The sequence below is a fragment of the Pseudarthrobacter sp. efr-133-R2A-89 genome (genome assembly GCF_030209315.1).
In the GTDB taxonomy this organism is placed as follows: Bacteria; Actinomycetota; Actinomycetes; order Actinomycetales; family Micrococcaceae; genus Arthrobacter.
The window spans coordinates 40716-62137 of record NZ_JARVSE010000010.1 but is presented as its reverse complement, the minus strand read 5'-3'; the positions used below and the strand labels follow the sequence as shown (position 1 = coordinate 62137).

The 21422-nt window shown below is 66.6% G+C and carries 25 protein-coding genes; 7 read left to right on the top strand and 18 right to left on the bottom strand.

Annotation, left to right across the window (positions count from 1 at the left end):
- Positions 1-56 precede the first annotated feature (56 nt).
- The 4 genes from corA to QRM95_RS16000 are packed head-to-tail and all read right to left on the bottom strand — an operon-like array spanning position 57 to position 4177.
- Complete coding sequence (gene corA / locus QRM95_RS16015) at positions 57-1073, bottom strand: magnesium/cobalt transporter CorA (RefSeq protein WP_285248526.1); 1017 nt, start codon at positions 1071-1073, stop codon at positions 57-59.
- Complete coding sequence (locus tag QRM95_RS16010; protein WP_285248525.1) at positions 1070-1564, bottom strand: GbsR/MarR family transcriptional regulator; 495 nt, start codon at positions 1562-1564, stop codon at positions 1070-1072. The genes corA and QRM95_RS16010 overlap by 4 nt, the downstream gene beginning before the upstream one ends.
- Positions 1561-3246, bottom strand: coding sequence for an ABC transporter permease (locus QRM95_RS16005; protein ID WP_285248524.1), 1686 nt, complete (start codon positions 3244-3246; stop codon positions 1561-1563). Before QRM95_RS16005 ends, QRM95_RS16010 begins: the two co-directional genes overlap by 4 nt.
- The gene (locus QRM95_RS16000; protein WP_285248523.1) at positions 3185-4177 is read right to left on the bottom strand and encodes an ABC transporter ATP-binding protein; all 993 of its coding nucleotides are present in this window, start codon (positions 4175-4177) and stop codon (positions 3185-3187) included. The genes QRM95_RS16005 and QRM95_RS16000 overlap by 62 nt, the downstream gene beginning before the upstream one ends.
- A 52-nt stretch (positions 4178-4229) precedes the next feature.
- Between QRM95_RS16000 and QRM95_RS15995 the strand changes: the two genes are divergently transcribed.
- Both QRM95_RS15995 and QRM95_RS15990 read left to right on the top strand, forming a co-directional pair.
- Positions 4230-5408 carry an MFS transporter gene (locus QRM95_RS15995; protein WP_285248522.1) on the top strand — a complete coding sequence of 393 codons (1179 nt, stop codon included), beginning with the start codon at positions 4230-4232 and terminating at the stop codon, positions 5406-5408.
- A gap of 36 nt (positions 5409-5444) precedes the next feature.
- Entirely contained in the window at positions 5445-6350 is a 906-nt protein-coding gene (locus QRM95_RS15990) for a phosphatase PAP2 family protein (protein ID WP_285248521.1), read from the top strand.
- A 16-nt stretch (positions 6351-6366) separates the two neighbouring features.
- Here the strand turns inward: QRM95_RS15990 and QRM95_RS15985 are convergent, their stop codons facing one another.
- The 8 genes from QRM95_RS15985 to QRM95_RS15950 form a co-directional block, all read right to left on the bottom strand.
- A complete protein-coding gene (locus QRM95_RS15985) occupies positions 6367-6678 on the bottom strand; it encodes a hypothetical protein (protein ID WP_285248520.1) in 312 nt (103 codons plus the stop codon).
- A 311-nt stretch (positions 6679-6989) separates the two neighbouring features.
- Complete coding sequence (locus tag QRM95_RS15980; RefSeq protein ID WP_285248519.1) at positions 6990-7364, bottom strand: VOC family protein; 375 nt, start codon at positions 7362-7364, stop codon at positions 6990-6992.
- A 194-nt stretch (positions 7365-7558) separates the two neighbouring features.
- On the bottom strand, positions 7559-8056 hold the full coding sequence (locus QRM95_RS15975) for a hypothetical protein (RefSeq protein WP_285248518.1): 498 nt from the start codon (positions 8054-8056) through the stop codon (positions 7559-7561).
- Positions 8057-8686 (bottom strand): signal peptidase I, encoded by a 630-nt coding sequence (locus QRM95_RS15970; protein ID WP_285248517.1) that lies wholly within the window; start codon positions 8684-8686, stop codon positions 8057-8059. It abuts the gene before it with no gap.
- Complete coding sequence (locus QRM95_RS15965; RefSeq protein WP_285248516.1) at positions 8676-9284, bottom strand: hypothetical protein; 609 nt, start codon at positions 9282-9284, stop codon at positions 8676-8678. The genes QRM95_RS15970 and QRM95_RS15965 overlap by 11 nt, the downstream gene beginning before the upstream one ends.
- A gap of 70 nt (positions 9285-9354) precedes the next feature.
- Positions 9355-9897, bottom strand: a complete 543-nt coding sequence (locus QRM95_RS15960) for an alternate-type signal peptide domain-containing protein (RefSeq protein ID WP_285248515.1) — start codon at positions 9895-9897, stop codon at positions 9355-9357.
- A 192-nt stretch (positions 9898-10089) separates the two neighbouring features.
- A complete protein-coding gene (locus QRM95_RS15955; RefSeq protein WP_285248514.1) occupies positions 10090-10767 on the bottom strand; it encodes a response regulator in 678 nt (225 codons plus the stop codon).
- The gene (locus QRM95_RS15950) at positions 10751-12391 is read right to left on the bottom strand and encodes an ATP-binding protein (protein ID WP_285248513.1); all 1641 of its coding nucleotides are present in this window, start codon (positions 12389-12391) and stop codon (positions 10751-10753) included. Before QRM95_RS15950 ends, QRM95_RS15955 begins: the two co-directional genes overlap by 17 nt.
- Before the next feature lie 186 nt (positions 12392-12577).
- Between QRM95_RS15950 and QRM95_RS15945 the strand changes: the two genes are divergently transcribed.
- The 3 genes from QRM95_RS15945 to QRM95_RS15935 all read left to right on the top strand — a co-directional run bounded on the left by QRM95_RS15945 (position 12578) and on the right by QRM95_RS15935 (position 15521).
- The gene (locus tag QRM95_RS15945) at positions 12578-13432 is read left to right on the top strand and encodes an ABC transporter ATP-binding protein (RefSeq protein ID WP_285248512.1); all 855 of its coding nucleotides are present in this window, start codon (positions 12578-12580) and stop codon (positions 13430-13432) included.
- Positions 13429-14313 (top strand): ABC transporter permease, encoded by an 885-nt coding sequence (locus QRM95_RS15940; RefSeq protein WP_285248511.1) that lies wholly within the window; start codon positions 13429-13431, stop codon positions 14311-14313. Before QRM95_RS15945 ends, QRM95_RS15940 begins: the two co-directional genes overlap by 4 nt.
- Before the next feature lie 98 nt (positions 14314-14411).
- The gene (locus tag QRM95_RS15935) at positions 14412-15521 is read left to right on the top strand and encodes an ABC transporter substrate-binding protein (protein WP_285248510.1); all 1110 of its coding nucleotides are present in this window, start codon (positions 14412-14414) and stop codon (positions 15519-15521) included.
- A gap of 110 nt (positions 15522-15631) precedes the next feature.
- Here the strand turns inward: QRM95_RS15935 and QRM95_RS15930 are convergent, their stop codons facing one another.
- The 3 genes from QRM95_RS15930 to QRM95_RS15920 all read right to left on the bottom strand — a co-directional run bounded on the left by QRM95_RS15930 (position 15632) and on the right by QRM95_RS15920 (position 18088).
- Complete coding sequence (locus tag QRM95_RS15930; protein ID WP_285248509.1) at positions 15632-16333, bottom strand: esterase/lipase family protein; 702 nt, start codon at positions 16331-16333, stop codon at positions 15632-15634.
- Between the two features lie 23 nt (positions 16334-16356).
- Complete coding sequence (locus QRM95_RS15925; protein ID WP_285248508.1) at positions 16357-17574, bottom strand: MFS transporter; 1218 nt, start codon at positions 17572-17574, stop codon at positions 16357-16359.
- A 76-nt stretch (positions 17575-17650) separates the two neighbouring features.
- Entirely contained in the window at positions 17651-18088 is a 438-nt protein-coding gene (locus QRM95_RS15920; RefSeq protein WP_285248507.1) for a hypothetical protein, read from the bottom strand.
- 165 nt (positions 18089-18253) lie between these two features.
- On the opposite strand from QRM95_RS15920, the gene QRM95_RS15915 reads away from it, so the two are divergent.
- Entirely contained in the window at positions 18254-18595 is a 342-nt protein-coding gene (locus QRM95_RS15915) for a thioredoxin domain-containing protein (protein ID WP_018760608.1), read from the top strand.
- Between the two features lie 28 nt (positions 18596-18623).
- On the opposite strand, the gene trxB is transcribed toward QRM95_RS15915, so the two are convergent.
- On the bottom strand, positions 18624-19601 hold the full coding sequence (trxB, locus tag QRM95_RS15910) for a thioredoxin-disulfide reductase (protein ID WP_109044269.1): 978 nt from the start codon (positions 19599-19601) through the stop codon (positions 18624-18626).
- 203 nt (positions 19602-19804) lie between these two features.
- Between trxB and QRM95_RS15905 the strand changes: the two genes are divergently transcribed.
- Positions 19805-20128: an aminoacyl-tRNA hydrolase gene (locus tag QRM95_RS15905; protein WP_285248506.1), complete on the top strand. Its 324-nt coding sequence runs from the start codon at positions 19805-19807 to the stop codon at positions 20126-20128.
- A 175-nt stretch (positions 20129-20303) separates the two neighbouring features.
- Here QRM95_RS15905 and QRM95_RS15900 read toward each other — a convergent pair whose 3' ends face one another.
- Together QRM95_RS15900 and QRM95_RS15895 are read right to left on the bottom strand one after the other, a co-directional pair.
- Entirely contained in the window at positions 20304-20744 is a 441-nt protein-coding gene (locus QRM95_RS15900) for a hypothetical protein (protein WP_285248505.1), read from the bottom strand.
- Between the two features lie 62 nt (positions 20745-20806).
- Positions 20807-21325 (bottom strand): MarR family winged helix-turn-helix transcriptional regulator, encoded by a 519-nt coding sequence (locus QRM95_RS15895; RefSeq protein ID WP_285248504.1) that lies wholly within the window; start codon positions 21323-21325, stop codon positions 20807-20809.
- Positions 21326-21422 lie beyond the last annotated feature (97 nt).

Here is a 21422-nt window from a genome sequence, read left to right as displayed (position 1 = left end):
TCACTGTACCGGCGCCGGAGTCCTCCCGGATCTGCGGCACCGGCGGTGTGGAAAACCTAGATCCACTTGTTGTGCTTGAACGCCAGGTACAGGATGAGCCCGAGGAGCAGCATCAGTCCAATGGCATACGGGTAGCCGTAGTCCCACTCGAGCTCGGGCATGATGCGGAAGTTCATGCCGTAAATGGATGCCACGAGCGTGGGGGCGAACAGGATGGCAGCCCAGGAGGAGATCCTCTTGACCTCCTCATTCTGGGCATAGCTGGAAACGGTCAGGTTCTTCATTTCATCGTTTTGCCGCTGGGCCACCAAGGCGGCGTTGACCGCGAGCGCGTTCTGCAGCAGGGCCCGGAAGGCCGCCACGCGTTCGTTGAGCCGGAGCACGTGGTCCAGGACGTCCCGGTAGTGGTCACGCAGCTCCGATGCCTGCTCGCGGTCCGGGGTTCCGGACATCAGGGCCTGCAGGATCCCGGCCAGCGGACTGGTGGCACGCTGGAACATGATCACCTGCCTGGACAGTTCGTAGATGCGGCGGGATACGTCCGGGTCCGCGCCGAAGAGGTCGTCCTCGATCTCGTCGATATCGTTTTCCAGCCCGGCGGCGACGGGTTCGTATTCGTCCACCACCTGGTCCAGGATGCCGTACAGCACCGCGTCCGGGCCGAGGGCCAGGAATTCCGGCATGGACTCCATCCGCCGCCTGACCCGGGCCAGGTCCGGGGATTCGGCGTGCCGGACGGTGACGACGTACTCTTCGCCGGCAAAGACGTGGATCTCGCCAAAGTCGACCTTTTCGACGTCGTCGCGGTACCTGGCGGGCCGAAGCACCAGGAACAGGCACTCGCCGTAGTGTTCCAGTTTGGCGCGCTGGTGCCCGGCGAGCGCGTCCTCCACGGCCAGGGGGTTGAGGTCGAATTCCTCGCCGACGGACTCCAGTTCGGCGGCATCGGGCCGGTAGAGCCCGATCCACGCCATCCCCTCACGCTGCCGCAGGAGGAAGTAGGTTTCGTCCAGGTCCTCCGGGTCCTCGGTCCGCAGCCCGTTCACGTACACCGCGTTGTCGATGATGGTCACGGCTGCGCCTCCCGTTCCTTTTCCCAGTCGTCCAGCAAGGCCGGCATCCTCGATTTGAGGAAGCGGTAGAAGCGGGCCATGTCGGCCACCCGGGCCCGGGCTTCCGAACCTTCCGGCAAGGCCTCGGCGGTGGCGTCCGTCAGGTCGGCGAGCTTCTCGTAAATGGGGCTGTTGCGCATGGACACCACGTACCACTCGTCGTCGTGCAGTGCGTAGAGGTCGCGGCGGCTGCCGGGCTGGGATACCCGGTGCACGAAGCCCACGGTCTGCAGGTAGCGCACCGCCCCGGACACGGCGGCGGCGCTGGCCCCGAGCCGTTCCGCGAGCTCGGCAGCCGTAAGGCTCCCCTGCTCGGATGACACCAGGGCCAGCAGCGTCCTGGCGGGCATCTTGGGAAACCCGGCGGCGGCGAAAGCGGCAGCCGTCCGTTCGGCAGCGGCGGCGGCCACCCCGGCGTCCCGGGCGGCATCCACCCGCGTTTCGGTGCTCATGCCGCCCCCACCTCCCGCCTCCGCATCGCCGCGACGGCCAGCGCGCCGGCAACGACGGCGATGGCCAGCATCCACCACGCCCCGCTCCAGTCGGTCGCATTCCCGTGCGGGACCGGCGTGTGCGTAAACGGGGAGAGGTCGCGGACGCTCTGGTTCAGGCCCAGCATGCCGCCGAAGATCCCCAGGAAGACCCCGAGCCCCAGCAGGGCCCAGCCAACGCCGATGGTCGCGGCGGGCCACAGGACGAACACCAGGGCGGGCACGGCGAGGTAGATCAGCGCCGCCGGCAGCTGCGCCACGGCGGTTTGCCAGAGTGCATCGGCCGGCATGGCCTGGTCGCCGGACCCGGTCAGCGTGATCCACGTGCCCACCGCAGTCAGGCCAATGACCAGTACCACTGCTGCGGCACCGAGCACAAGGTAGCCGGCCAGCCAGCGCATCCGCCCCACCGGAGCGGCGAGCAGCAGTTCCGCGGTCCCGGCGGCTTCTTCCTGCCTCAGCCTGATCACGGCCTGCAGCGCGCAGGCAGCGGCCAGGATCCCTGCCATCGAGAACAGGACAGACACCATGAGCTGGGTCAGGGAAGTGCCCTGGGACTGGAGGATCGACCTCAGGACCGCGGTGATGTTGGTGTCCGGCGTGTCGACGGCGGCAATGGCCTTTCCCAGCGACCCGGCCAGCAGGCCGAGGGCCAGGCCACCCAGTGCCCAGCCGATGATCGAGTTGGCTTGCAGGCGCAAGGCGAGGGCCGCAGGGCTGCGCAGGCCCGGCCTGGCGGTGAGGCGTCCGGGGTGGGCACCCCATACGCTGGCACCGCTGTCCCGGGTGCCCAGGATGACCCATGCGGCCCCGAGGCAGGCGATGCCGAGCCCCAGCGGCAGCAATAACGGCCAGGCCCTGTTGCCGGAGAAGGCGAACGTCTGCTGGCCCCACCCGATGGGTGAGAACCAGCTGGCGGCGCCCTCGGTCATGGACGTTCCGTCAGCGTGCGGGGTTCCGGTGGCGTCGCCGATCCCGCGCAGCACGTACGCCAGGACAACCAGGGCGGAGGAAACACCGTTGGCGCCGCGGGATGTGCTCATGAACTGGGCCACCAGGATGCCCACGCCAAGGAAGGCGAGGCCGACGGCGCCCGTGGCCGCACCCGCAACGAGGGACCCCTGCAGGTCCAGGCCCTGGGCGGCGAGTCCGGCGCAGACGGCGAGCGCCACCAGGACATTGGCTGCCGCGCCATGGAGGACGGTGGCAACAGTGGGCAAGAGCCGGCCCGCGGGGGTGGCGGCCACCAGCTCGGCGCCCCCGGTTTCCTCGTCGGCACGGGTGTGGCGCACGGCCAGGAAGGTGCTCATCAGTCCGGCCAGCAGGGCCAGGAAGGCGTAGACCAGGAAGAACGTGAAGGCGCCCTGGTCAGCGCCACGGGGCAGGCCGCGCAGCATCAGGATCGCGGGGGTGGCGATGGCCACCTGCAGGATTTCGGCGCGGCTGGCGGCATTGCCGTAGGTCTGGGTCACAGCGGAGGCGGCGAAAAGGGCGAAGGCGCCGATTCCCAGGATCCAGCTCAGCAGCTGCCAGCGGTCACGGCGCAGTCGCTGGCCCCAGAGGATCATGAGGACGGCCATGTCAGCCACGTCCCCTGGCACCCAGCAGGTGCCGGCGCCCGCCGTGCCGGTGGTCCCCGTCATCGTGCCGCGCCCCGGATTCGGCACCTGCCGCGGTGTCGCCGTAGTGCCGCAGGAACAGTTCCTCGAGCGACGGCGGCGTGATGGTCAGCCCCTGCACCGCCAGGGCACCCAGGGCGGGCAGCACCTCCGCCACCCGGTCCGATTCAGCGCTGAACTTGACCCGGCCGGCATCGAACGCCAGGTCATGCACGGCACCGAGCCGCGCCAGCGAGTCTGTGTCCAGGCCATCGGCAGCGAACGAAATTTCGGTCCTGGTCAGGTGGCGCAGGGAGTCCAGCGTACCGCCGTCCACAATCCTGCCGGCCCGGATGATGCTCACCCGGTGGCACAACACCTCCACCTCGGTCAGGATGTGGCTGGAGAGCAGCACGGTGGCACCCCGCTCGACGACGGCAAGCAGTTCCGTACGGAACACCGCCTCCATGAGCGGGTCGAGGCCGCTCGTGGGCTCGTCGAGCAGGTAAAGCTCGGCGTCCGTGGCAAGGGCGGCGATCAGGGCCACCTTCTGCCGGTTGCCTTTGGAGTAGGCACGCCCCTTCTTGGCCGGGTCAAAGTCGAAGGCCTCGCACAGCCGGTCCTTGCTGCGGCGGTACCCGGCACCATCCGCCGTACCCCCGCGGAGCCGGGAGAGCAGGTCGATGGTTTCGCCGCCGGAAAGGTTGGGCCACAGCCTGACGTCGCCGGGAACATAGGCCAAGCGCCGATGGAGTTCAACAGCCTGGGTCCACGGGTCCATGCCAAGGACGGTGGCGGAACCGGATGTTGCCTTGGCCAGGCCCAGCAGGATGCGCAGGGTGGTGGATTTCCCGGCGCCGTTGGGCCCCAGGAAGCCATGGATCTCCCCTGCCCGGACGTCAAGGTCCAGCCCGTCGAGGGCACGGACCCTGCCGAAGTTCTTATGCAAGCCCACGGTTTGGATGACGGTGTTCATGCATTAATCTTCGGAGTTTTCACAAGTTTGTGAAGGTACTAAAGTCCCAATCATGAGCACTGAAGGCCAGGCTGCCCGCTCGTCCTCGGCGCCACTGTATGCAGCGGGATTCGTCACAGCTTTTGGCGCCCACAGCATCGCGGCCGGATTGGGCTCGCAAAGCGGAAATATCGGCCTGACGCTGCTGAACCTCGGAATCCTGCTGGCCTTGTATGACGTTGCCGAGGTGTTCCTCAAACCCGTCTTCGGTGCGCTCAGTGACCGGATCGGCGCCAAACCCGTCGTCGTGGGCGGCCTGCTGGCCTTCGCCGGGCTGTCGCTGATCGGACTTGGCGCGGCCGATCCCCTGGTCCTTGCCCTGGCCCGGCTGGGACAGGGGGCGGCGGCGTCGGCCTTTTCGCCGGCGTCGTCCGCGATGGTGGCCCGGATGGCGCGCGGCGGCAAGGCCGGCACCTACTTTGGCCGGTATGGCTCCTGGAAGAGCCTGGGCTACATCATCGGCCCGCCGCTGGGTGCGGGTCTGATCCTGGCGGGCGGTTTCCCGCTGTTGTTCGGCGCCCTCTCCGTCCTGGCCGCAGTCACGGCTGTGTGGGTGCTGGTGTCCGCCGAGCACCTGCCGCCGCTGCCCCGCAAGCGGTACACGGTGATGGACCTCGCCCGGCAGCTTGGCGAGCGTCGTTTCCTGGTGCCCACACTGGTGCTGGCCGCCTCCACCGGGGCGCTGGGTGCCGCCGTCGGTTTCCTGCCGGCGCTGGCTGCCCGCCATGGCATGGATGCCATCGCCGGTACCGCCGCAGTGAGCGTGGTGGCGCTGGGTTCGGTGCTGACCCAGCCGTGGATCGGCAGGCTGCGGGACCGGAACGCCGTCACAGACAACAGGGGCACCACCGCCGGCCTGCTGCTGATTGCCGCGGGCATCGCCCTCGTTGCGGCCGCCCCGGGCGCGGTGACCGTTTTCGTGGCCGCGGCGTGCATCGGGACAGGGATCGGCGCCGCCACGCCCCTGGGCTTCGCGCACCTGACGGACACCACTCCGCCGGAACGGATGGGCCGGACCATGGGCTCGGCCGAACTCGGCCGTGAACTGGGTGACGCCGGCGGCCCGCTCCTGGTGGGCGGCATCGCGACAGCCACTGCGCTGCCGTTCGGCCTGGGCGTCCTCGCAGTACTGGTGGCGGCAGCAAGCATTCCCCGGCTCGGCCCCGTCAAGCCGGATGCCACCAGCCCCTGAGCGGCCGTCCAGCTTTTTGTGTCACCCTTAAGCGCGATGACTTCTTCACGGCAACTACCCACCAGGACACCGTCCCGGCCCGCTCCGGGTTCGGCGTTCCTGTTCGTGCTGTCCACTGTGGCCTGCATTGCCGGTCTGGTTGCCACCTACTACTTCTTCGTCCAGACCGCCACGGGCCAGTTCATCGATGAGTCCGCGCTGGTGGAAGCCGTGGACATCCACGGACCGGCAGGCAAGGCCGCCACCCAGTTCCTGGACTGGCTGCCCACCATCTCACTGGTGATGGCCGCCGTCGTGGTCCTGTTCGTCACGGTGATCCGGCGGCACTGGGCGGAAGCGGGAATCGCCGTGGCGGCGTGCATCGGCGCCAACGTGGCCACGCAGGTACTCAAGGACCTGCTGCCTGCCCGGCCGGACAAAGGCGTGCTGACCCTTGAGCTCAACTCCCTGCCGTCCGGGCACACCACGCTGGCGGCCTCGGCCGCGGCCGCCGTGTTCTTGATGGCATCCCCGCGCTGGCGCCCCATGGCCGGCTTCATTGGTGGTTCCTTTGCCATCGCGTCCGGCGCCTCCACGTTGATTAACCAGTGGCACCGGCCTGCGGACGTGGTGGCCGCCTTCCTGCTGGTGGGCGCCTTCATGATCCCTGCGGGCTGGCTGATCCTGCGCCGCGGTTCCTGGAATGAGTGGGACGGGTTCGGCCGGCACCTTGGTTCGGCACGCATCTGGCTGACGCTTCCGGTGCTGATCGGATTGGCCTCGGCCGGGGTGGCCGTCTATTCGCTGATCCGGATTGCGCCCAGCCCGTGGCAGGAAACCAGCACCACGAACTACTTCTGGGCCGGGATCTCGCTGATTGTGATCGCGGGGTACCTGGCGACGGTGGCAACGACGTCCCTGTTCGCCTTCGCGGCGCGGCGCCGGGACACGACCGGCCTGTAAGGGTCAACGGCGTCCGTCAGTACCCCTCGCCGGGATCCGCCGAGTCCCGGCCAATGCTCTCATCCATGGCGGCCGCCAGCTCAACTTCGTCAAGGTAGCGGGCGGCGGGCTTGCCCGTCTCCTTGGCCAGCCGATCCATGGTGGCCAGGTGCTGGCGCGCCAGTTCGATGGCGAGCTGCTCAACGATGCGGGGCCCGTTCCGCACCACCAGGTCGCTGAGGTATGCCTGGAGGCGGCCGGCCGGCTTTCCCGGAGCCCGGGCCTCGGCGGCGACGAGCCTGGTCAGGGCCGCCGCAGCGACCGCTGGTTTGTCGCTGAAGAGTTCCACGTTCGTCCCTCCATAGCGGCGGGCTGTAATGAGCATTGCCCCAATTGGTAGCTACAATTTAGCGCCTTCCCTGCCGCGCCGGTAAAGGGTCCTTGTACCTGAACGGGACACGTCGGCAGCGCAGCCGGCCCCGCGGGCCGTCCATCGTATTCCGGCGGTTGGACGCCCGGCCCGCACCCGGAAACTCTTGACCGAACCTTGCGGGATTTGCTCCGGGTAACTTGAGCGCCGCCGTCGATAGTTGCTAGTGCCTGGTGGCGTCTTGAAGTGGGCGCCCCCAGGCGCTTCAGTATCCGCGGCCTTTCACACCCTTAGGGTTCGAGCCGCCTGCGGAGGAGGCAGAACTCGTTGCCCTCCGGGTCCTGCAGGACGTGCCAGTGCTCGCGACCGGTCTGCCCGACGTCGGCCGGCCGCGCTCCCAGTGCCAGCAACCGTTCCAGTTCGGCATCCTGGTCCCGGTCCACCGGGTTGATGTCGATGTGCAGCGGGAGCCGCCCCACACGCGGGTTGCTGCTGGGGCTGAAGATGATGGTGGGCTGAAGCCCGCCGAACCCGGCCGCCGGACCGATTTCGATCGAGCCCTCCTCACGGTCCAGCTCGACATAGTCAAGGACTCCACACCAAAACCGCGCAAGCAGTTCGGGGTCGGCACAATTCAGGACGAGTTCACTGATTCGGGATGACATGAGCGCAGTCTACCGACGCGCAAATCCATTTTCGCGGCGCATTTTCCCCTGCGCGCCCCGTATATCGTGGGCGGGCGGCTCCGGGTCGCCAACGACGGAGGGTGTCGCCAAGCCAGCTCGGCGGGAGGAGGTGCCACTGCGTGGGGGGTTGCAGCGGCACCTTCTTCCGCCGAGCTGGCGGATAAGCCAGGTGCCTAGAACGTGGTGGACAGGCAGGTGACTTTGTTGCTGTTGTTTCCTTGCTCAAGCGAGACTGTGGCCGAGGCCGTGGTCTGTGACTGGTCCGCGTACGTGGCCGTCACACGGATGGTCAACGGAGTGGTGGTCCTGTTGGCCACGACGATCTGCGACGCGATGGTCAGGGTGACCGTGCTGGTCGTTCCCAGGCTCACCGATTCGGTGTAGGCCGGCCCGTAGGTGCCGTTCGACTGGAGAGCGGCGTAGCTGAGTGCCGTTGGCGTCGTCGAGCCCACCGCTGACAGGACGGCGGTCTGCCGGGGGTTGTCATTGGTGCACGTGAATCCGGAAAACTTGTTGGCAGGCCAGGTGCCGGACGCCGTGACGGCCATGCTCGCCGTCGCGCTTTGCTGCCAGAGGGCCGAGGCCGTGCCGCCGCCGACGCCCAGCAGCACAGTGAATACGAATGCCCCCACCGCGAGCGTGGCGCCAGGAATGCTCCTCAGCCGCCGCATTTAGGCGGCCTCGGCAGCGGAGTCATCCTGCTTGCGGGCCTTGCGCACGGACTTGTAGACCGTGATGGAGCCATAGCCGATCAGTGCCACGGCCGCGATGACCGTCCACATCTCCCGGTCCGAATTGCCCAGGAAGTTGGCCACGAAACCAACGTACGGGACGGCGTAGAACAGCTTGCCTTTGACCTGGATGGCCCGGATGGGCTCCGGATCGTTGGCCCCGTTGTTGTCGCCCTTGGTGATGAGCGTCTTCTCGCCGGACTGGGTGGAACCAAATCCGACAATCCGGTGCGTTTCCACGTCGGGGCGGCCCGAGTACAGCTGGAAGGTGATGACGTCTCCGTACTTGAGTTCGTCGAACGGCACCGGTTTCATCACCATAAAGGTGCCGGGCGGGTAGTGCTGCGCCATGGACTTGGTCAGCACGGTGTAGGTCTGCGATCCGGTCGCCACCGGCACCACGATGAGGACAAGGGCGGCGAACAGGGCCACCAGCATCGCCGCCATGGTCAAAATGCGTCCGACGGCGGCCCAGGCGCCTTTGCGCCCGCGTGCGGGCATTGGCCCGGCTGCCGGAGTTTCGGGGTCGGTGGCTCCGCCGAGCAGGCGTTCGGTCAGGTCAGCAGCCACTGGGCACCCCGCAGAGTTGACGTGCGGTGAGTGGAAGGGAGATGGTCACTGCTTGTCCTTTCACTGTTGACGGGGCGGTGGAGGCGAGGCTGACCTGGAAGCAGAAGATGGTGGACCCGCCTTTGCCCACCGTGGGCGAGACGAGGCCGCCGGTGCCGATCTGTGCGTAGCCGGTGCTGGAGCTGCATTCCGTGGAGGAAGCGGCGGTCTTCGCGCTCACGATGATGTAGGAGGCCAGCGTGCCGCCACCGGTGTTGGCCACTGTTGGCTGGCCCACGGTGGTGGCGGTGTTGAACTGGCCGCCGGCGTTGGTGTTGTTGGTGACCACCACTCCCCCGGAGACCGGGCTCCCGGGCCCAAGCGTGCCTGCTGGAGACAACACCAGGTTCGCCGCGGCCCCGTTGGCCAGGGTCATGTTCGTGGTGGTGCCGGAGTTGACCGCGGTCAGCGCCACGTCGAACGAGGCCGCGGACACGGTTCCGGGAGCGGCCACCGCGGACGCGTTCCAGAGGGCAAAGGTTCCCTGCACGGTGAACAGGCCCAGGACCACGGCAGCGGCGATCAATGCCGCTGCCTTCAGTGAGCGCGTGATGCGCATGTGGTTCCTCCTGGTCCGGTTTCCTGGTACTGCCGGCCGGGTGGCCCTGGGGCCACCCGGCCACGTCAGGCTAGGAGAGGCCGGGCTGGGTGACCTGGGTCAGCTGGAAGGCCACATTGTTGAAGTTGTAGCTCTTGGTGGTGTCCGCGCGGCCGGTGGTGCTGGACAGGAATTCGAAGGTGATGGTTGCGGTGACCGTCTGGTCCGACCCCGTTGGAACCAAGGGGTTTGCGACGGCGGTGCTGCCCACGGTGAGCGCGGGAGCACTGACCGAGACGTTGGCCGGCGTGAAGCCGTTGGTGGCGCTGATGCCGGTGGTGGTGACGTTGGCGGCCATCTTGTTGCCCACCAGGGTCACGGTCAGGTCCTGGGTGAACGTTAGCTTGTCGCCCGGGACAACCTTGTAAGCGGAGATATCGGGAATGACGGTGCCGGCGCGGTCCTTCCAGACGCCGTTGACGGCCTTGACCACGTTCAGGTCGCCGGAAACGATGGTGCCGGGAGCGGCAGTTGCTTCGGCGTTCCAGTTGGCCAGGGTGCCCCCGCCGCCCAGCAGCAGTGCGGCGCCAACGGCGATAGCGGCAGTTCCCTTGACCAGAGTGCTGTTCTTCATGATGTCCCCTCAGACTTTGTGGTGTTCGTTCGTTTGACTAGCTGGTACCTACCTTGCAGGGCCAAGCTCAGGAAGCGAGGGGGTAAAGAGTCAACAAATGCTCAAGGTATTTGAAATTTCAACTGCTGCTTGACCTGCGGTTATATCAACATCAGCGAGCATGCACCGGCGGCCGGCCGGTCAGTGCGGCAGTCAGGAGACCGTGTAGGAATTCATCGGCCGGCCTGTACTGCCGTACGCCAGGTCCAGGACCAGGAGGCCCTTCCGTTCCAGGGTGCTCAGGTAGCGCTGGGCGGTTGGCCTGCTGACGCCAAGCTGCTCGGCAATTTCCGCGGCGTTGACGGGCCCGCGGGCGGCCCGGACGGCGTCGAACACTTTCTGCATGGTGGGCTGGAGGCGCGGGGCCGGAGCCGACGCCTTGATCCCTGCCAACCGTGCCTTGTAGAGGTTGTCGATGGTTGCCTGGTTTGCCGTCGAAACGGCTTCCAGCTCCTCGCGCCACTTCCTGTAGGCCTCCAGCTGCGTGCGGAGGCGGTCGAATCCGAAGGGCTTGACCAGGTAGTAGATGGCGCCGCTGGTCATCGCGGATTTGACGGTGGCCAGGTCCTGCGCGGCGGTGATCACGATGCTGTCGATCTGGTTTCCGGCTGCTTGCAGGGACCGGAGGAGGGAGAGTCCGTCCTCGTCCGGCAGGTGGATGTCCAGCAGGAGGAGGTCCGGGTTCAGACGGACTATGGCATCCCGTGCGGCTGCGGCACTGTAGACCTGGCCGACGCACTCGAATCCGTCTACCCGCTCCACCCTGGCCGCATGGATGCCCGCAACCCGGAAATCGTCATCCACGACGAGCGTCTTAATCAACGCCTGCACTCCTGTCTTCAACCGCTGCCTGCGTCTTTGCCGGCAGCCACACCTCAAAGTTACCGCCGGGACCTGGAAACACATCCAGTGTTCCCCCTGCCCTGCGCACGATCCTGCTCACCAGGGCCAGCCCGATGCCTCGACGCATGCCAGGCCGCGGATCCTTGGTTGAGTATCCGTCCACCATGACCTGGTCAAGCTTGTCGGCAGGGATGCCGGGCCCGTTGTCCCGGACGGCAATGAAGACGCCGTCCGCGTCGTCGAACTGTACCGTCACGCGGCGGGGCCGCGGCGTATTCGCCAGCGCGTCCACGGCGTTGTCGAGGAGGTTGCCAACGATGGTTACCAGCTCGGTGGGATCGGCCTCCGGATGTTCCAGCCTGGAGTCGGCGGTCACCTCCATCTGCACGTCCTGTTCGGCGGCGACGGCCACCTTGGCCAGCAGCAAGGCAGCCAGCTCCGGCGGGGAAATGCTGGCGCGCAGCCTTTCCCCCAGGGACCTGGACATGGTTGATACCTGCGAGACGTACTTCTTGGCCTGGTCCAGGTCCCCCATTTCCAGCAGGCCGTCAACAATGTGGAGCCGGTTCGCGTACTCATGTTCCAAGGCCCGCATGGCCTCCATCAAACCTTGGATCGAGTGAAGGTCACGCACCAGGCCTTCGATTTCGGTGCGGTCCCGAAGGGTTACCACGGACCCAATACTGCGGCCGGCGGTGGCCACCGGCATCCTGTTGACAACCAGCAGGGCATCCTCGGTGAGCGCCACCTGGTCGGCACCGGGGAGCCGGCCGGCCAGCAGGTCCCGCAGGCGGCCATGCGGCAGCAGCTCGGCAATGGGTTTCCCCAGGGCCTCCCCTTCCAGGTGGAGCAGCCGCCGGGCCTCCTCGTTGATCACCGTCACCTTGCCGTCGTCGTCCAGGCCGACGACGGCCTCCCGGATTCCGTGGAGCAGGGCCTCACGTTCCTGCAGGAGGGAGGCGATCTCGGCTGGCTCCAGGTCGAACGTGACCCGCTTGATGCGCCGCGAGAGGAGCAGGGAGCCCACGACGCCCAAGGCCAGGACCAGGGCGGAGAAGCCCGTGATCAGCCAGATGTTCTGCATCTGGTTGCTCAGGACCTGGGTGTCCTCTATCCCCACCGAGACCTGGCCCACCACCGAGCCGTCTGCGCCGAAAATGGGGGCCTTGGCGTTCGCGGAGCGGCCCAGGCTTCCGGGGTCGAAACCGACATGGGTTTGGCCGTCCAGGACCGCCACCGGTTCTTCCAGCCGGTGGCCGATCAACGCTGGATCCGGGTGCGAGAACCGTATCCCCTCCCGGTCGGTGACGACGACGTAATCGGTCCCGGCGGCTGCCATGACCTGGCGGGCAATCCCGTTGATGAGGTGGCCGGGGTCCGCGGAGGCCACTGCGGAGCGGATCTCCGACATCTGCGCCGTGGTGGTCGCAATCCCGAGGGCGCGCAGCTGGTACTGCTGGTCCAGCGTCTGGTTGCTGATCATCGAGAAGAGGAAACCGCCCAAGGCCACGGTGAAGATCAGCAGCGACAGCGAGGCCAGCAGGATTTGGGCCGTCAGCGTTGTGAAAAGCCTGCCGGCCCGTGGCCTGCGCGGCGCGGATTCGGTGCTCATCGAAGCCTCGGAGGCACGGTTTTTGCACGGGGGCAGAAAATGCACAAAACGTGCACTTTTGCGGCTAAAGCACACATCTTACGGAAGTCTTTCTGGCCGGAATGATCACTTCCTAAGCTTCACACAGTTCCAGTGACCAACATCACGAACCAGAACTACATGGACAAGAGACAGCGAGGTCTTGCAATGGACAGCACCCCCACACCCAGGCCGCCCGGGCCTCCGCAGAAGGCCGCCGAAGGGGCACGGATCGAAGTGTCCGGCCTGACGAAGCGTTACCTGACGCCGAAAGGCGAAACCTTCACGGCCATCCGTGATGTGACGGTAACCGTCGAGGCCGGACAGTTCTGCTCGATCGTCGGACCCACGGGCTGCGGCAAGTCCACCACCCTGGCCCAGGTCTCCGGCCTGGAGCAGCCGAGTGCCGGTTCGGTAAGGGTGGGCGGCAACCTGGTGGAAGGCATCACCAACGGCGTGAGCTACATGTTCCAGGCGGACGCCCTGTTCCCCTGGAAGAGCGTCCTCAGCAACGTCATGATGGGGCCCATCCTGCTCGGCATGCCAAAGCGCCAGGCCACGGACCTTGCCCGGGATTGGCTGCGCCGGGTGGGCCTGGCCGGTTTCGAGGACCGGTACCCGCACCAGCTTTCGGGCGGTATGCGCAAGCGCGTGGCCATGGCGGCGGCATTGATCAATAATCCGCGGATCCTCCTCATGGACGAGCCGTTCGGAGCGCTGGATGTGCAGACGAAGGCCATCATGCAGAACGAACTGCTCAAGCTTTGGGAGGAACTGCGGCCCTCGGTCCTGTTCATCACCCATGACCTGGACGAGGCGGTGGCGCTCTCGGACCGGGTGGTCATCATGACCAGCAGCCCCGGGTCCGTCAAGGACGTCTTCGACATCGACCTTCCCCGGCCCCGCGGCAATGTCCAGGAAATCCGGCACGAGGAGCGCTTCCTGGAACTCCAGGGCCGTATTTGGGAATCCCTGAAGGACGAAGTCACCCGCGCCTATGCCCTGACGGCAGGTGCGGCATGACAACCGTTGCCCACCCCGAAACCCGCAAGAGCGAGACGCCAGTGGAACCAGAAACAGCAGCGAAGAGCGCCGGCCGGATCAAAGCCCGGCGCCGGACCACGTCCATCTGGATCGGCCGGGTGGTCCTGGCCGTCGCGGTGGTGGGCGGCTGGCAGTGGTTCACCACGGAAGGCTGGGTGGACAAATTCTTCTTCGGCCAGCCCTCCGAAATCTGGGACAGCCTGGTCAAGCTCTTCACCGAAGGGACGGCGTTCGGCACCATCTGGGAGAACCTCGGGGTCACCGCTCAGGAGGCTTTCTTTGGTTTCCTGCTGGGAACCTTCGTCGGCGTGATCCTCGGCATCCTCCTGGGGTCCAACAAGTACCTGTCGGCCGTCGTCGGGCCCTACATCCGGATCGTGAATTCGATTCCGCGCATCGTGCTCGGCTCGATCTTCATCGTGGCGTTCGGCCTCGGGGTCTTCCCGAAAATCCTGCTAGCGGCCGTGCTGGTCTTCTTCGTGGTGTTCTTCAACGCTTTCCAGGGCGTCCGTGAGGTGGACCAGAACCTGGTGGCGAATGTGCGGGTGCTCGGCGCTTCGCCGTACCAGGTGGCGATGCACGTGACCATTCCCTCCGCGATGACGTGGATTATCGCCAGCCTGCACACCGCTTTCGGCTTCGCCATCATCGGAGCCCTTGTGGCCGAGGTGCTCGGCGCGCAGAAAGGCATCGGCCTGATCATCAGCCAGGCGCAGGGGACCTTCGATCCGAATACGGTCTTCGCCTGCATGGTGATCATCGCCGTCGTCACGCTCTTTGCCGAATCCCTGATCAACCTCCTTGAGCACAGGCTCCTCAAATGGCGACCGCCGAACCGTTCCGAGGCCCAGGCCATCTGACCCCGGACCCCGGACCCAGCTTTCCAACCCGCACTACCCCTAAACCCACCACCCATGTCCCGATCGGGACAAACAAAAGGATGCGTAAAACAATGATGATGAAGCGCCCTATTCTTGCCGCTGCAGCCGCCGGAGCGGTTGCCCTCAGCCTGGCAGCCTGCGGCAGCAGTTCCACCCCTGCCTCCAGCGGCGGGTCCGCCGGCGGCAGCGCCTCCGCCGACACCAGTTCCATGCCCACCGTGAAGATGATGGTGGGCGGCATCGACAAGCAGATCTACCTCCCGTACCAACTGGCCCAGCAGCTGGGCTACTACGAGAAGTACGGGGTCAAGATGGAACTCTCCACCGAGCAGCAGGGCGGCGTCGGTGCGGAGGAGGCCATGGCGTCCGGGCAGGTGGACATGGCCGGCGCGTGGTACATCCATACCGTGGACTTCCAGGCCAAAGGCAAGAAGGTCACCAACCTCATCCAGCTCTCCGGCGCCCCCGGCGAGCGCATCATGTGCAGCCCGAAGGCCAACGTCCACTCCGGAGCCGACCTCAAGGGCAAGACTGTCGGCGTCACGGATCTCGGCTCCGGTACCGACGAACTCACCCAGTTCATTGCGTCCAAGGCCGGCCTGTCCAAGAGCGACTACCAGACCATCGCCGTCGGTGCCGGCGCCACCGCCATCGCCGCCATCCAGCGCGGGTCCGCCGACTGCGTCATGACCACCCAGCCAACAGTGGGCGCCCTCGAGGCCAAGAACCTTGCGGTTCCCGCCATTGACCTGGCTACGGCGGATGGCGCCAAGGCGGCCCTCGGCAGTTCGCTGCCGTCCGCAGGCCTGCTCGCCCAGGCGGACTGGGTCAACAGCCACCAGGATGAAGCCCAGAAGGTGGTGGATGCGCTCGTGGACACCATGCACTGGATCAGCACCCACTCGGCCCAGGAGATCGCGGACAAGCTGCCGCCGGCCTTCGTCCAGAACAGCACCATCAGCAAGGACGATTACGTCAAGGCATTGGACCAGGACAAGGGCCAGTTCCTCCCTGACGGCATCATGCCCGCCGGCGGGCCCAAGACAGTCTTTGACGAGGAGAAGACCATTGGTGTTGATACCTCCAAGGTCAACATGGCGGATACGTTCGACCAGAAGTATGCCCAGGCGGCGCTGAAGCTTGAGGGCTACACGGCCACCACCACCCCGGCGGGCTCCGACGGGTAATACCCGTCCGGGACGCTTTGATTGCGCTCCTCCGGAAGGCCGCCGAGGCTTTCCGGAGGAGCGTTTCAGTTAAGGGGCGGCAGCATCTGCAGGGGCAGCACCGGGTGCGGTCAGGCCGGCAGGCTCAGCTGCTCCACAATGATCCTCGCGGTTCCCGGGTCGCCGAGGATCCGGAAGTGCCCGGCCACAGGCAACTCGATATTGGTGGCGCCGGGGAGCACGCTGCCCTCCGGGATGTGCGGATCGAACGGGCCGTACAGGGACGTGATGCGGCTGTTGATGGTCTGCTCGCGCGCCATCTGCAAGGTCAGCGCGTTGCGCGGCGAGAAGATCCGCAGGCTGGGCAGCAGCATGTACCGGGCGTAGCGGGAACCGGAGAATGGTGCGCACACTGCGATCATCCGGTCGATCCGGTGCTCGGGATCCAGGGACAGCATGGTGTATTTGCCGATCAGCCCGCCCTTGCTGTGGGCCACCAGGATGGCGTTGTGGAGGCCCGCCTCCTCCAGGTGCTGGGCCACCAGCCTGGCGGCGTCCGGGACCTTGAGTTTGTTGCGCTGCAGCACCGTGACCACGTGCACGGGGTGCCCGGCATCATGGATGGCCCGGATGAGCGGCATCATGAACTGCCAGTTTTCGTAGACGCCGGGGATGATCACCACGGGCTGGAGGGTGCCGGTGCGGAAGGAGGCCGGCTGCACCCGGGAGAGGAACCCCCGGACCTGCCAGCCGGTGGCGTAGGCATAGTCCTGGGCCCACCACACGGCTTTGTGCAGGGGGCTAATGCGGGCGCTCACGCCGGGGACGGTCATGTGTCGAGAATAGCCTGCCGGGGTCAGTAGTTCCGGCGGTGCTTGAGGCGGGGAAGCACGACGGCGAACACGGCCGCCGCGGCGAACCCCAGGATGCCCGTGGCTGAGATCCCCGGCCCCAGGGAGGCCAGGGCGGTCACCCCGGAGAGGAGCACCGGGCCGCCGGTGGAGCCGGCGTCCGCCATGAACCGCCAGAGGCCCAGGAACTGGCCGCGGCCGCGGTCCGGCGAGAAGTCCGCTCCCAGGGTCATCACCAGCCCGGAGCTGATGCCGTTGCCGAAGCCGATCAGCAGCGCAGCCAGCAGCAGTCCCGTGAAGGATCCGGTGAGCGGGATCAACAGCAGTGCGGTTCCCATGAGAACCGTGGACGGGATGGCCACCCATTGCCGGCCTTTGCGGTCCATCAGTTTGCCGGCGGGATAGAACACCAGCATGTCGATCGCACCGGAGAGGCCGTAGATCAGGGACGCGGAGGTGGCGTCCATGCCCAGATGGTCGGACCAGAGCGGGATCACCACCTGCCGGGAGGACCGCAGCGCGCTGAGCAGCAGGATGCCCACGCCCAGCGAGAGGAACACGCCCGCGTGCGAGACCGCCACGCTCCGGAGCGTGGGCTGGGCGGCACCGTCCCCGCCCGGCGGCGCGTCCGGCACCGCCAGGTCCGGGATGGTGAGGGACAGCAGGGCTGCCGCGGCCATGGCCACCACGCCCACCCAGTACGCGCCGGCGATGCCGAAGAACTGCATCACGGCCGCGCCCGCGAAGGGGCCAATGAACACGCCGATGCGGTTCACCCCACCCAAGGTGGACAGCGCCCTGGCACGGAACGCCACGGGCACGGCCTCGGTGAGGTATTTCTGCCGGGCCAGGCCGAACACCGCACCGGACATCCCGACGACGGTCATCGCCACGGCCAGCAGCCAGAGTCCGTTCGGGGCCAGGGCGGAGGTGGCGGCGGCCGCGAGGGCCAGGCCGGCGGCGACGGCGGCGCCCACGATGGACCAGCGCTCTCCGAAGCGCAGGGTCACCAAGGACGCGGGCAGGTTGAAGAACCAGGAGCCCAGGCCGATGAGGGTCACGATGAGGGCTGCCACGGCCACGGATGCGCCCAGCTCGCGGGCCGACAATGCCACCACCGGGAGGATGGCACCCTGCCCGATTCCGAAGAGCAACGTGGGACCGAACGCGGCGACGGCAATACTGCGCAGGTTGAAGGGCTGGGCGTCATCCGGGGAAGTCATCAGATTTATCCTATGGCCGCCGCCAATGCATCAGGGGCGTGACGCGAGGGATGAGGTGTGGCAGAGCCCCGGGCCCCTAGCGTTTCCTGGGCCGGGGCTCGACGCCCGCCAACGCACGGACCAGGTTGACCAGCTCCGCCACGGCCCCAAACACCGAACCCACCATGGCGATCACCAGGAGCACCCGGACCAGCACCGGCCAGCCGGTCCAGCCGCCCGTGAAGTCGAAGGGGAAGACTTCCCAGACGCGGATGATGGCGGCCACGCCGAAGCCCAGCGCCACCAGGTTTCCCACGGCCAAAAGGGCCCGGGCACGGATCAGGACGCAGACCACGCCCACCACGATGCCGGCGATCAGGGACGCGTTGATGAGGTCAAGGACGCGGACCATGCCGGAGGTGAGGAAGGGCAGCACCTGCCACCCGGGCCAGATGTTGAGCCCGTACAGGAGCAAGGCGTTGACCACTGCGGAGCCAATGTTGCCGCTGCCGCCGGTGGAAATCCTGTCCGCCATGGCACCACCTTCCCCTGGCCCCACCGCATGCCAAAAGTGCCGAAGGTCCCCCCGCCGGCGTGCGTCCCGGCGGTAAAAATACGGGGGTCACAAAAGGGCCGGCGAGGAGTAGCGTTCGCCTTATGGGGCGCTGATTCGCGCCCACCGCCAAGGGGAGGTCATTTCATGGGTGAAGTGTGGGTTCGCACTCTGGGCAACGGGCTGGTCCGGGCAGACCGGGTCACCGAGATTGCGTCCACCCGGGGGTCCTTGCACGAGGACCGCGGGTATTCACTGAAGGTCATTGTGGACGGCAAGGGCCACGTGCTGATTGACGACGCCGGCCTGCAGGGTTCCCTGCCGGAGCGGCTGGAGTATGCCCGGCACATGGAGGATGCCCTGCTGCTGGCCATCGACGAGGCCCGCGAGAACGACGCGTCGATGGTGATCTCCTACGAGCCCGAACGCGAGCGCTGGTCCGCCGCTCCGGTCTCTGTATTAACGGGCAGGCTCCCCGAAGTGGTCTGACCCCGGGGGCCTGCCGCTGGACTGCCCGTCAGTTGTGCGTCGGTTCCTCCACCAGCGCAGTGGCGATGCTGGCTGCGTCCTCCAGCGCTGCCAGGAAGCGTTCCGCGTCCAGGGCCGCCGCGCAGCCGGTGCCGGCCGCGGTAATGGCCTGCCGGTACCGGTGGTCCACCGCATCGCCGCAGGCGAAGACTCCGGAGAGGTTGGTGCAGGTGGTGGGGGCGTCCACCTTGATGTAGCCCTCCTCATCCAGATCCACTTGGCCGGCCACGAGTTCGGTCCGCGGCAGGTGCCCGATGGCCACGAAGATTCCGGTGGCATCCTGGTGCCGGGTTTCGCCGGTGCGGGTATCCGTGAGGGTCACACCGGTGACCTTGCCGTCGCCGTGGATGGCGCTGACCGCGGAGTTCCAGGCGAACCGGATCTTGGGGTTGTCCTTGGCCCGTTGCGCCATGATGCGGGAGGCCCGCAGTTCGCCCTTGCGGACCACCACGGTGACGGTCTTGCCGAAGCGGGTCAGGAAAGTTGCTTCCTCCATGGCGGAGTCGCCGCCGCCCACGACGATGATGTCCTGGTCGCGGAAGAAGAACCCGTCGCAGGTGGCGCACCAGGAGACGCCGTGTCCGCTGAACTTCTTCTCCTCCGGCAGGCCGAGCTCCTTGTAGGCCGAGCCGGTGGCCAGGATGACTGCCTGCGCCTCGTACGTCTCCCCGCCACCGGTGACCACGCGCTTGACGGGGCCTTTGAGCTCAACGGACGTGGCGTCGTCGTACTCGATGCGGGCGCCGAACTTTTCCGCCTGCTGCTGCAGGCCGTCCATAAGCTCCGGGCCCTGGATGCCGCCCGGGAAACCGGGGAAGTTCTCCACTTCGGTGGTGTTCATCAGGGCACCGCCGGCCGTGACGGAGCCGGCCAGGACCAGCGGGTTCAGTCCGGCGCGGGCGGCGTAAATGGCGGCGGTGTAGCCGGACGGGCCGGAACCGATAATGATCAGCTGTTCTTTGCTCATGGGGTGTCCTTCGGAGGCGGTGCTACTGGGCGTGCCTTGATCACATCACGGATCAGAGCGGGAGGGCCAACGTTCGTTTTGATGTCACAAATGCGGCAGTGTTGCGCACATCACATTCTGTCCCTAATCTGGTTGAGGCTTAAGCAAACAGGCCATGCAAGAAGCTGCAGCGTCGCAGCCAATGCCGGGGAAGGCTTTACAACGTGAATTCGAAGCTTAATATCGTGGTCCGGATTGACCTGGACCACAGCAGGGCCCAGGTGATTGCAAAGGGGCATATCACCATCCACAGCATCAACGCACTCTATGTCGTGGCCAAGCGTGCCAACTCCCTCAAAGGGGGCCTGGACCTGGAGCTTGATATCTCCAGTGCCTGGGTGGATGAGGATGCGCTGGAAATGCTCCGGTCCGCCGCCCGGTCCAGGCACCTGCCGGCCAAGATCGATCCCGGCCAGGCACCCTGCACCATCAGCGTGCTGGCTGACCGGCGGCATCGTTCCGCGACGACCGCCCGCCAAGCCGCATAGCGCGTTCCGGCCGCTCGCCGCGCCCCCCTGATCGGGCCAGAGCCGGCCGGCTATATTCTTGTTTACCGCTTTAACCCACGAAGTGCAGCTGCACCCGAACAGACGGGTGGCTGCACTTCGTGACGTCGTGACTTTTTTATTTCGGGACGAGGCCGGGGCCGAACAGCTCCTGGAGCTACAGCAACCGGTCGCTGCCGGCGAGGAACTCCCGGAGTTCCAGCTCGGTCAGGCCCGCCGCGTCACTCAGGGCGTCCGGCGAGGCGCCCAGCCGCGAAGCGCTGCGTACTGCATTGGCGAAGCCCTCCTGCGCGGCATCCAGTTCCCACTGAATACTTTCCACCCTTGCGGAGGCCAGCCGGACCGCTTCCAGCGGATCTCCGGCGGGTTCGCTATCCATCCGGTACCCGCAGGCACAGGACCATTCGGAGGAGCCGAGCTCAAGTGGCGCCCAGCCGAGGGAAGCAATGGGGACGGGGGTGGCCGTCATTTCCACGCCGCAATGCATGGGTGCCGCGGGTTCCGGCGTCGGGCTTTCCGCGGGCTGGACGGGGGGCTCGGTGTCTATCGTCACCGGGATCGAATGCCCGGCCGCCTGAGGTTCAAGTACTGCAGTCATTCGATCCACCATCCGATAGTTCACTAACAATGTAGCTAGTCTAACTAGGATTAGTTCGTTGTCTACCGGGATCCAACGTGCGGCGCCATATTGACGGCGTCCACCGCCTCGCGCATGCGCATCAGGAAGTGCATCACCGCTTTGATTTCATCGGGCGACAGGGACTCAGCAGCCTCTAGCATCCGCTTATGCATCTGGTTGAGGTTATGCCTGACTTCCTCGTCGGCGCCGGGTGCGGGCCGGAGGATGATGGCCCGGCGGTCCGACGGATGGCGTTCACGTGTTACGTGGCCGCTGGCAACCAGCCGGTCCACGAGCGTGGTCATGGAGGCGGAGGTGATACCCAGCCTGCCCGCCAGTTCCGTGGGGCGCACTCCCACGCCGGCGGCTTCTGCGTCAATGAGGTACCGCAGTGCCAGGAGATCGGTTTCCCCCATGGCGGGCGACGAGCGGGTGCGCCGGCGCATGGCGGTTTCGGAGGTGCGGAACTCCCGGAGGGCGTTGATCACATCAACGGCCCTGGGCTCTGTGTCTTCCAGGGTGGGGTACGAGTAGCCTTCGCTTGCACCATGCGGGTTCATGCGAATTCCTTCGATATCCTACTTGCTTGGCTGTCTAACGAATCTATCGTAGCCCATCCGCCGATCCGGCCCCCGAAGAGCCCGGGCAAGTACCTGC

What these genes read in the sequence shown, in the direction of transcription:
- QRM95_RS16010 (WP_285248525.1), bottom strand. Translation starts at nt 1,564, where the DNA reads ATGAGCACCGAAACGCGGGTGGATGCCGCCCGGGACGCCGGGGTGGCC.
- QRM95_RS16005 (WP_285248524.1), bottom strand. Translation starts at nt 3,246, where the DNA reads ATGACGGGGACCACCGGCACGGCGGGCGCCGGCACCTGCTGGGTGCCA.
- QRM95_RS16000 (WP_285248523.1), bottom strand. Translation starts at nt 4,177, where the DNA reads ATGAACACCGTCATCCAAACCGTGGGCTTGCATAAGAACTTCGGCAGG.
- QRM95_RS15995 (WP_285248522.1), top strand. Translation starts at nt 4,230, where the DNA reads ATGAGCACTGAAGGCCAGGCTGCCCGCTCGTCCTCGGCGCCACTGTAT.
- QRM95_RS15990 (WP_285248521.1), top strand. Translation starts at nt 5,445, where the DNA reads ATGACTTCTTCACGGCAACTACCCACCAGGACACCGTCCCGGCCCGCT.
- QRM95_RS15980 (WP_285248519.1), bottom strand. Translation starts at nt 7,364, where the DNA reads ATGTCATCCCGAATCAGTGAACTCGTCCTGAATTGTGCCGACCCCGAA.
- QRM95_RS15975 (WP_285248518.1), bottom strand. Translation starts at nt 8,056, where the DNA reads ATGCGGCGGCTGAGGAGCATTCCTGGCGCCACGCTCGCGGTGGGGGCA.
- QRM95_RS15965 (WP_285248516.1), bottom strand. Translation starts at nt 9,284, where the DNA reads ATGCGCATCACGCGCTCACTGAAGGCAGCGGCATTGATCGCCGCTGCC.
- QRM95_RS15960 (WP_285248515.1), bottom strand. Translation starts at nt 9,897, where the DNA reads ATGAAGAACAGCACTCTGGTCAAGGGAACTGCCGCTATCGCCGTTGGC.
- QRM95_RS15950 (WP_285248513.1), bottom strand. Translation starts at nt 12,391, where the DNA reads ATGAGCACCGAATCCGCGCCGCGCAGGCCACGGGCCGGCAGGCTTTTC.
- QRM95_RS15945 (WP_285248512.1), top strand. Translation starts at nt 12,578, where the DNA reads ATGGACAGCACCCCCACACCCAGGCCGCCCGGGCCTCCGCAGAAGGCC.
- QRM95_RS15940 (WP_285248511.1), top strand. Translation starts at nt 13,429, where the DNA reads ATGACAACCGTTGCCCACCCCGAAACCCGCAAGAGCGAGACGCCAGTG.
- QRM95_RS15935 (WP_285248510.1), top strand. Translation starts at nt 14,412, where the DNA reads ATGAAGCGCCCTATTCTTGCCGCTGCAGCCGCCGGAGCGGTTGCCCTC.
- QRM95_RS15930 (WP_285248509.1), bottom strand. Translation starts at nt 16,333, where the DNA reads ATGACCGTCCCCGGCGTGAGCGCCCGCATTAGCCCCCTGCACAAAGCC.
- QRM95_RS15925 (WP_285248508.1), bottom strand. Translation starts at nt 17,574, where the DNA reads ATGACTTCCCCGGATGACGCCCAGCCCTTCAACCTGCGCAGTATTGCC.
- QRM95_RS15920 (WP_285248507.1), bottom strand. Translation starts at nt 18,088, where the DNA reads ATGGCGGACAGGATTTCCACCGGCGGCAGCGGCAACATTGGCTCCGCA.
- QRM95_RS15915 (WP_018760608.1), top strand. Translation starts at nt 18,254, where the DNA reads ATGGGTGAAGTGTGGGTTCGCACTCTGGGCAACGGGCTGGTCCGGGCA.
- trxB (WP_109044269.1), bottom strand. Translation starts at nt 19,601, where the DNA reads ATGAGCAAAGAACAGCTGATCATTATCGGTTCCGGCCCGTCCGGCTAC.
- QRM95_RS15900 (WP_285248505.1), bottom strand. Translation starts at nt 20,744, where the DNA reads ATGACTGCAGTACTTGAACCTCAGGCGGCCGGGCATTCGATCCCGGTG.
- QRM95_RS15895 (WP_285248504.1), bottom strand. Translation starts at nt 21,325, where the DNA reads ATGAACCCGCATGGTGCAAGCGAAGGCTACTCGTACCCCACCCTGGAA.